The organism is Micromonospora sp. KC606, assembly GCF_004348675.1.
Classification (GTDB): Bacteria; Actinomycetota; Actinomycetes; order Mycobacteriales; family Micromonosporaceae; genus Micromonospora.
This window is the reverse complement of the sequence record NZ_SMKN01000246.1, coordinates 1-8,542: the sequence shown is the minus strand read 5'-3', so window position 1 is coordinate 8,542 and position 8,542 is coordinate 1. Positions and strand designations below refer to the sequence as shown.

The following is an 8,542-nucleotide window of genomic DNA, read 5'->3' as shown; positions in this document are numbered from 1 at the left end:
GCCGAAGGGGGCGGTGGGCTCGTCGGAGCCACCGGCACCGGGAGGGCGAGGTGGTTCGGTCATGAACGTCACGGTAGGGGCTTCCGGCAAGGGGCACCAGAGTGATCGTGCCGCTGATGTCCGAATGATCGGCCCTGGTGCGTTGTCCCGCCGGTGGGCCGCACCGGTGGTCCGTCGCTGATCATCGCGTCGGCGGGTACGCCGACGTAGACTGGCACTCGGTACAGTCGAGTGCCAGTGCATTGGGTGGCAGAGCGTTGGTCGCCGGCCGAGTCGGCCGCCGGCAGGGTTGGTCGGTCGCGGCGTTGGTCGGTCGCGCGATCCGGTGGTGCCAGGGCGGGCGCCCAGCAGCTCCGGGCCGAGGTGCGTCAGGAGGTGGGGAAATGGGTCTCGACGACCGCAAGCTCGCCGTGCTGCGTGCGATCGTCGAGGACTACGTCGCCACGCAGGAACCGGTCGGCAGCAAGGCCCTGGTCGAGCGGCACCAGCTCGGGGTCTCGCCGGCCACGGTGCGCAACGACATGGCCGTGCTGGAGGAGGAGGGCTACATCCGGCAGCCGCACACCAGTGCCGGCCGGGTGCCCACCGACCGCGGCTACCGACTCTTCGTCGACCGGCTCTCCCGGGTCAAGCCGCTCAGCCCCGCCGAGCGGCGGGCGATCGAGCGTTTCCTCGTCGGCGCGGTCGATCTGGACGACGTGGTCCACCGCACCGTCCGGCTGCTGGCCCAGCTCACCCGCCAGGTCGCGGTGGTGCAGTACCCGTCGCTGGCCCGCTCATCGGTACGCCACCTGGAGCTGGTGCCGATCTCCACCACCCGGCTGATGCTGGTCATGATCGCCGACACCGGCCGGGTCGAGCAGCGGCTGGTCGAGCTGCCGGCGCCGGTCCCGGCCAACGACGTCACCGACCTGCGCCGGCTGGTCAACGAGAAGCTGGTCGGCAGCCGGCTCTCGGAGACCCCGCCGCTGGTGCAGGCGCTGGTGGAGGAGTCCCCGCCACAGCTGCGTCCCGCCATGACCACGCTCTCCACCGTGCTGCTCGAGACGCTGGTCGAGCGGCACGAGGAGCGCCTCGCGCTGGCCGGCACGGCCAACCTGACCCGGGGCGGCCTGCTCGACTTCCAGGGTTCGCTGCGGCCCATCCTGGAGGCACTGGAGGAGGAGGTCGTGCTCCTCAAGCTCATCGGCGAGGCCGAGCCGAGCACGACCCGGGTGCTGATCGGCGACGAGAACGAGGTCGACAACCTGCGTGCCGCCTCGGTGGTCAGCACCGGGTACGGTCCGGGCGCGACCATCGTCGGCGGTCTGGGGGTGCTCGGCCCCACCCGGATGGACTACCCCGGCACCATCGCCACGGTGCGAGCCGTGGCACGCTACGTGGGCGAGCTGCTGGCCCAGAACTGACGCAATCCAGGGCCCGGAGCCGGCTCCGGGCGACGACCGGCGCAACGTGAGACGAACATGAGGACACCGAACGCAGTGGCCAGGGACTACTACGGCATTCTCGGCGTGAGCCGGGAGGCCTCCGACGACGAGATCAAGCGCGCCTACCGCAAGCTGGCGCGCCAGTTCCACCCGGACGTGAATCCGGATCCGGAGGCACAGGAGAAGTTCAAGGACATCAACGCCGCGTACGAGGTCCTCTCGGACGACCGTAAGCGGCAGATCGTCGACCTGGGTGGCGACCCGCTGGCTCCGGGCGGCGGGGGCGCCGGAGGCCCGGGTGGCCCCGGCGGGGCCGGCCCGTTCGTCGGCTTCCAGGACATCATGGACGCCTTCTTCGGCGGAGCCGCGGGCGGTGCCCGAGGGCCGCGACCGCGAACCCGGCCGGGCGCCGACGCGATCCTGCGGCTCGAACTGGACCTGCACGAGACCGCCTTCGGCGTCGAGGCGCCGATAACCGTCGACACCGCCGTGCTCTGCACCACCTGCTCCGGCGCGGGCACCGCGGCCGGCACCCACCTGGCCACCTGCGAGGCGTGCGGCGGCCGGGGCGAGGTGCAGTCGGTGCAGCGCACCTTCCTCGGCCAGGTGGTCTCCGCCCGGCCGTGCACGGTCTGCCAGGGCTACGGCACCACCATCCCGCACCCCTGCCCCACCTGCGCCGGCGACGGTCGGGTGCGCACCCGCCGCTCGCTGACCGTCAAGATCCCGGCCGGCGTCGAGGACGGTATGCGGATCCGGCTGGCCCAGCAGGGTGAGGTCGGCCCGGGCGGCGGCACCGCCGGTGACCTCTACGTGGAGATTCACGAACGGCCGCACGACGTCTACTCCCGCAAGGGCGACGACCTGCACTGTCGGGTCACCGTGCCGATGACCGCCGCCGCGCTCGGCACCCGGCTGACCATCAAGACCCTCGACAGCGAGGAGACGGTCGACGTCAAGGCCGGCACCCAGCCGGGCAGCACGCTGCGGCTGCGCGCCCGGGGCGTGCCGCACCTGCGCGGCACCGGCCGGGGTGACCTCTACGTCCACCTCGACGTGCGAACCCCGACCAAGCTCGACGCCGAGCAGGAGCGGATGCTGCGCGAGTTCGCCAAGACCCGGGGCGAGGAGGTCGCCGAGCTGACCAAGCAGGGCGGCTTCTTCTCCCGGATGCGGGACGCCTTCAACGGGCACGCCTGAGTGTCCACGCCGCTGTTCCTGGTCGAGGCGTTGCCCACCGCCGACACGATGACCCTGGACGGCCCGGAGGGCCACCACGCGTCCAGCGTCCAGCGGCTGCGCGTCGGCGAGGGGCTGCTGCTGGCCGACGGCCGGGGCGGCACGGCCACCGCCGTGGTCGCCGCCGTCGGCCGGGGCACCCTCGACCTGCGGATCATCGCCCGGGGGTACGCCGACGCCGACGTTCCCCGGCTGGTCGTCGTGCAGGGCATCGCCAAGGGTGACCGGGGCGAACTGGCCGTGCAGGCGATGACCGAGGTCGGGGTGGACGAGATCGTGCCCTGGGCGGCGTCCCGCTCGGTGACGCAGTGGCGCGGCGACCGGGGCGTACGGGCCCGGGAGAAGTGGGTCGCCACCGCCCGGGAGGCGACCAAGCAGGCCCGCCGGCCGTGGCTGCCGGTGGTGGCCGGCGCCCCGGACGAGTCCACCGCCACCGTGGCCCGGCGGATCGCCGGGGCGGGGGCGGCGTTCGTGCTGCACGAGGAGGCGCAGGAGCGGCTGACCGCGGTCGACCTGCCCGACACCGGCGAGATCGTGCTGGTGGTGGGGCCGGAGGGCGGCATCGCCCCGGGGGAGCTGACCGCCTTCACCGAGGCCGGTGCCCGCCCGGTCCGCCTCGGTCCGTCGGTGCTGCGCACCTCCACCGCCGGCGTGGTCGCCCTGACCGTCCTCGTCACCCGCCTCGCCCGCTGGTGACCCGGGCGGAGAGGCGGGTGACGGTGCGCGCGGCGGGCGAGCCGGCCGGCACGGCTTACCATGCCCCGATGGGATCCGACTGTCTGTTCTGCCGCATCGTCGCCGGCGAGATCCCGGCGACCATCGTCCGGGAAACCGACCGCACGCTCGCCTTCCGCGACATCGACCCGAAGGCGCCGGTGCACGTGCTGGTCATCCCGAAGGAGCACTACGCCGACGTGGCCACGCTGGGGCAGGGCGACCCGGCGCTCGCCGGTGAGCTGCTGGCCACGGCCGCCGCCGTGGCCGAGGACGAGGGGTTGCTCGGTGACGGCTTCCGGCTGATGTTCAACACCGGCGTGCACGGCGGGCAGGAGGTCTTCCACGTGCACGCGCACCTGCTCGGCGGCGCGCCGCTGGGCCCGATGCTCGCCCGTTGACCGACCCGTGCCCGCCGACCGTAGGATGATCATGTGACGGCGCGTGACGACCGCCTGGAGCGGATGGTCCGGAAGGTGCAGGCCCAGGCGCGGGTGCCGGCCGTGGCGGCGGCCCTGCACCGCGCCGACCGTCCGCTCTGGACATGCGAGATCGGTGGCACCGGCAACGACACCGCGCTCGGCCCGGACACCCGGTTCCGGACCGGCTCGGTCACCAAGACCTTCACCTCGGTGCTGGTCATGCAGTGTCGCGATGACGGCCTGCTCGACCTGGACGACCCGATCGGTGCGCACCTGGCGCTGCCGGCGCACGGCGAGCTGACCGTACGTCGGCTGCTGTCACACACCGCCGGCCTGCAACGCGAGCCGCACGGCGACGTCTGGGACACCCTGCGCGCCCCGGGCGTCGGCGAGCTGGTCGCCGACCTGGCGCGGGTGGAGCGGGTGCTGCCGCCGGGACGGCGCTTCCACTACTCGAACCTCGGCATGGCCCTGCTCGGCCGGCTGGTCGGGCAGCTACGCCGCGGGGCCTGGGCCGAGGTGCTCATCGAGCGGGTGCTGTCCCCGCTGGGGTTGACCGCGACCTCGGTGTCGCCGGGCCCGGCGGCGGCGACCGGGTTCCTGGTCGACGCCTACTCCGACGAGGCGCGCCCGGAGCCGCCGACCGACTTCGGCGCGGTCGCCCCGGCCGCCCAGCTCTGGAGCACCGCCACCGACATGGCGCGGTGGGCGGCATTCCTGGCCGATCCGGCTGCGCTGGACCCGACCGGCGCGGTGCTCGCCCCGACCACCCTCGACGAGATGCGCTGGCCGGTGACCACCACCGACGAGACGGTCTGGGCGGCCGGCTTCGGTCTGGGCCTGCTCCTCCTGCCGTACCCCGACCGGGTGGTGCACGTCGGGCACGACGGCGCGATGCCCGGCTTCCTCGCCGCGGTGTACGGCCGGCGGGGCGGGGACGGCACGGCCGGAGCGATGGGCTGCGCGGTGCTCGGCTCCTCCGGTACGGCCGCGGAGGTCTTCGACCTGCCGCACCGGTTGCTCGCCGCGTCCGCCGAGCACGATCCTGCGGAAATCGAACCCTGGTGTCCGGGGGAGCCCGCGCCGGGGCCGCTGCGCGGGATGCTGGGCCGCTGGTGGGGCGAGGGTCACGAGTACGTCTTCAGTTGGCGCGACGGGACGCTGCGGGCCCGGGGCGCGGACGACCCGGCGGGGAAGCCGCCGGCGGTCTTCGCGCCGCTGCCGGACCGCCCCGACATGTTCCGCACGGTCTCCGGCCGGGAGGTCGGCGAGGTGCTCCGGTTGACCCGGGACGCCAGCGGCACGGTCGTGCGGATGCACTGGGCGACCTACCGGTTCACCCGTCACCAGGAGACCTTCGACCGGTACGACTTCCGGGCGGGATGATCCGCGCGTGCGCGGTCGGTAGTCGCCTGCGCCGTCCGGGTGCGGAACGGGATGCCGCACCTGGAGCAGCCGCAGTCGTGATGGTCGGATCGGGTCCGCCGGCGGCGCCCGGACGACGGCCGACGGTCGTAGGGGGCGTCGGTCATCGGGATTACGGCCGCCGGCGGGTCGGCGGGCGTTTCGTCCGGTCTGTCGGAGGTGGAAATGGACGCGGTGCGTCCGCGGTGCAGCGGATACCATGGGGGGCAACGTCCGCACGCCGAGCCAGCAGGGCCGGCGCCCGAGATCGGAAGCAGGTGGCACAGGGCCCGACGGCCCGAGCTATGACCGGCACCCCACCTCCCGGCCCGCCCCGGGTGCAGACCAGGATCACGGTCCCCGACCCCAAGATCATGGTGAACCTGCTCGGCGCGGGCGACGAGATCCTGCGACTCGTCGAACGCTCGGTCAACAGCGACGTGCACGTTCGCGGCAACGAGGTCACCATCACCGGCACGCCAGCGGACAACGCCCTCGCCGAGCGCCTCTTCAGCGAACTGCTCGAACTGATCGAGAAAGGCGAGACCCTGACCACTGACGCCGTCCGGCGTACCGTCGGCATGCTCGAGCAGGGCAGCGCCGAGCGACCCGACGAGGTCCTCACCCTCAACATCCTCTCCCGGCGTGGGCGCACCATCCGCCCCAAGACGCTCGGGCAGAAGCGCTACGTCGACGCGATCGACGCGCACACCATCGTCTTCGGCATCGGCCCCGCCGGCACGGGCAAGACCTACCTGGCCATGGCGAAGGCCGTGCAGGCGCTCCAGGCCAAGCAGGTCAACCGGATCATCCTCACCCGGCCCGCGGTCGAGGCGGGGGAGCGGCTGGGCTTCCTGCCCGGCACCCTCAACGAGAAGATCGACCCCTACCTGCGCCCGCTGTACGACGCGCTGCACGACATGCTCGACCCGGAGTCCATCCCCAAGCTGATGGCCGCCGGCACGATCGAGGTGGCGCCGCTGGCGTACATGCGGGGCCGTACGTTGAACGACGCGTTCATCATCCTGGACGAGGCGCAGAACACCACGCCCGAGCAGATGAAGATGTTCCTCACCCGGCTCGGCTTCAATTCCAAGATCGTCGTCACCGGTGACGTAACCCAGGTGGACCTCCCAGGCGGGACGACCAGCGGCCTGCGGATGGTCCGGGAGATCCTGGCGGGTGTCGAGGACGTGCACTTCGCTTCGCTCTCCAGTTCCGACGTGGTCCGGCACAAGCTGGTCGGGGAGATCGTCGACGCGTACGCCCGCTGGGACGCCGAGCGGGAGAACCAGCAGGCACAGAGCGTGCACGCCGTGCCCGGGCGCACCGCCCAGGGCGGCCGGGCCGGTCGGCGCCGCTAAAGACAGAGGAAGACATGTCCATCGAGATCGCCAACGAGTCCGGCGTCGACGTCGACACCGACGACGTGCTCGCCGTCGCCCGGCACGCCCTCGACGAGATGGGGGTCAACCCCCTCGCCGAGCTCTCCGTGCTGCTGGTCGACGTCGACTACATGACCGAGCTGAACCACCGCTGGATGGGCGGGGACGGGCCGACCGACGTGCTCGCCTTCCCGATGGACGAGGGCAGCGTCGACCACGGCCCGGGTGAGAGCGCGCCGGCCGGTGGCGAGCCGGCGCTGCTCGGCGACATCGTGCTCTGCCCGGAGGTGGCCGCCAAGCAGGCCGCCGCCGCCGGGCACGCCGCCGCCGACGAGCTGCACCTGCTCACCGTGCACGGCGTGCTGCACCTGCTCGGCTACGACCACGCCGAGCCGGAGGAGGAGCGCGAGATGTTCGGGCTCCAGGCGCGACTGCTGGCCAGCTGGCGGTCGACGCGGTCCCGGTGATGGACACTCTCGCGGCCGTGCCGACAGCGGGCCTGCCCGACCTTCAGTTGATCTTCTTCGCCGCCGGCCTGGTGGTGCTCGCCGGCCTGATCGCGATGACCGAGGCGGCGTTGGCCGCCGTCTCCCCGGCGCGGGCAGCCGAGCTGGCCCGGGACGGAGCCCGGGGCGCGGGCACCCTCCAGGCGGTCGCCGGTGACGTGGTCCGCCACCTCAACCTGCTGCTCCTGCTTCGGCTGCTCGCCGAGTTGACCGCCACGACGCTGGTGGCGCTGGTCGCGGTGGACACCTTCGGCGCAGGCTGGCGGGCGGCGCTGATCACCGCCGGCGCGATGACCGTGGTCAGCTTCGTGGTGGTCGGCGTGGCCCCGCGTACCCTCGGCCGGCAGCACGCGTACGCCGTCGGCCGCGCAGTCGCGCCGTTGGTGCGCTGGCTGGGCCGGGCGCTCAATCCGCTCGCCTCGCTGCTGATCCTGATCGGCAACGCGGTCACCCCGGGGCGCGGCTTCCGGGAGGGCCCGTTCGCCACCCAGGTGGAGCTGCGCGAGCTGGTCGACCTGGCCGAGCAGCGCGGCGTCGTGGAGCACGGCGAGCGGCAGATGATCCACTCGGTCTTCGCCCTCGGCGACACCATCGCCCGGGAGGTGATGGTGCCGCGCACCGAGATGGTGTGGATAGAGGAGGGCAAGACGCTCTCCCAGGCGCTGGCGCTCTTCCTGCGCTCCGGCTTCTCGCGGATCCCGGTGATCGGCGAGAGCGTGGACGACGTGCTGGGCCTGCTCTACCTCAAGGACCTGATTCGGCGTACCCGTGGCGGCGACCCGCGCGACCAGCAGACCCCGGTCCGGGAACTGATGCGGCCGGCGACCTTCGTGCCGGAGTCCAAGCCGGTCGACGACCTGCTGTCGGAGATGCAGGCCGCCCGCAACCACCTGGTCATCGTGGTCGACGAGTACGGCGGCACCGGCGGTCTGGTCACCATCGAGGACATCCTGGAGGAGATCGTCGGCGAGATCACCGACGAGTACGATGTCGAACGCCCGCCGGTCGAGCACCTGGCGGACGGGTCGGTGCGGGTGACTGCCCGGCTCCCGGTGGAGAACCTGGGTGAGCTGTTCGACACCGAGCTGCCCGCCGACGAGGTGGAGACGGTCGGCGGCCTGCTGGCCCAGTCCCTGGGCCGGGTGCCGATCCCCGGCGCGTCCGCCGAGGTGGCCGGGTTGCGCCTGCTCGCCGAGGGCACCACCGGCCGGCGCAACCGGATCGACACCGTGCTGGTCAGGCGGGTCGAGCCGGGCGACCGGCCACAGGGGCGCGGCGAGTCCGCCGAGTCCCGCACCAACCAGTTTCGAACCGAGGAGAGGCAACCCGCCGATGCCTGAGTCAGCCGCCGTGCCGGCCGCCCGGCCCACCCCGTCCGATCCGGCCACGTTGAGCGCCGAGGACGGCAAGCTGGTCGTCCTGGCCCGGGGGGCCCGGGGCCGGGT

General features: G+C 73.0%; 8 protein-coding genes and 1 pseudogene. All 9 read left to right on the top strand.

Annotated features, from left to right (window positions below):
• Positions 1–383 precede the first annotated feature (383 nt).
• A complete protein-coding gene (hrcA, locus tag E1193_RS27905; protein ID WP_132186158.1) occupies positions 384–1,406 on the top strand; it encodes a heat-inducible transcriptional repressor HrcA in 1,023 nt (340 codons plus the stop codon).
• A gap of 75 nt (positions 1,407–1,481) precedes the next feature.
• Positions 1,482–2,627, top strand: a complete 1,146-nt coding sequence (gene dnaJ, locus E1193_RS27900; RefSeq protein WP_207922894.1) for a molecular chaperone DnaJ — start codon at positions 1,482–1,484, stop codon at positions 2,625–2,627.
• The gene (locus tag E1193_RS27895) at positions 2,628–3,362 is read left to right on the top strand and encodes a 16S rRNA (uracil(1498)-N(3))-methyltransferase (RefSeq protein WP_132186156.1); all 735 of its coding nucleotides are present in this window, start codon (positions 2,628–2,630) and stop codon (positions 3,360–3,362) included.
• 68 nt (positions 3,363–3,430) lie between these two features.
• Entirely contained in the window at positions 3,431–3,781 is a 351-nt protein-coding gene (locus E1193_RS27890; protein ID WP_132186155.1) for a histidine triad nucleotide-binding protein, read from the top strand.
• A gap of 33 nt (positions 3,782–3,814) precedes the next feature.
• A complete protein-coding gene (locus E1193_RS27885) occupies positions 3,815–5,188 on the top strand; it encodes a serine hydrolase domain-containing protein (protein WP_132186154.1) in 1,374 nt (457 codons plus the stop codon).
• A gap of 323 nt (positions 5,189–5,511) precedes the next feature.
• Positions 5,512–6,570 (top strand): PhoH family protein, encoded by a 1,059-nt coding sequence (locus tag E1193_RS27880; RefSeq protein ID WP_132186153.1) that lies wholly within the window; start codon positions 5,512–5,514, stop codon positions 6,568–6,570.
• Positions 6,571–6,584: 14 nt separating this feature from the next.
• A complete protein-coding gene (gene ybeY / locus E1193_RS27875) occupies positions 6,585–7,058 on the top strand; it encodes an rRNA maturation RNase YbeY (protein ID WP_132186152.1) in 474 nt (157 codons plus the stop codon).
• On the top strand, positions 7,034–8,437 hold the full coding sequence (locus E1193_RS27870) for a hemolysin family protein (protein ID WP_207922893.1): 1,404 nt from the start codon (positions 7,034–7,036) through the stop codon (positions 8,435–8,437). The genes ybeY and E1193_RS27870 overlap by 25 nt, the downstream gene beginning before the upstream one ends.
• Positions 8,430–8,542, top strand: a pseudogene (locus E1193_RS27865) (cytidine deaminase); the annotation flags it as partial. The gene E1193_RS27870 and the pseudogene E1193_RS27865, both read left to right, overlap by 8 nt.

Excerpts from the sequence above, each read along its gene's own strand:
- E1193_RS27890 (WP_132186155.1), top strand. The coding sequence starts at position 3,431 with ATGGGATCCGACTGTCTGTTCTGCCGCATCGTCGCCGGCGAGATCCCG.
- hrcA (WP_132186158.1), top strand. The coding sequence starts at position 384 with ATGGGTCTCGACGACCGCAAGCTCGCCGTGCTGCGTGCGATCGTCGAG.
- E1193_RS27880 (WP_132186153.1), top strand. The coding sequence starts at position 5,512 with ATGACCGGCACCCCACCTCCCGGCCCGCCCCGGGTGCAGACCAGGATC.
- ybeY (WP_132186152.1), top strand. The coding sequence starts at position 6,585 with ATGTCCATCGAGATCGCCAACGAGTCCGGCGTCGACGTCGACACCGAC.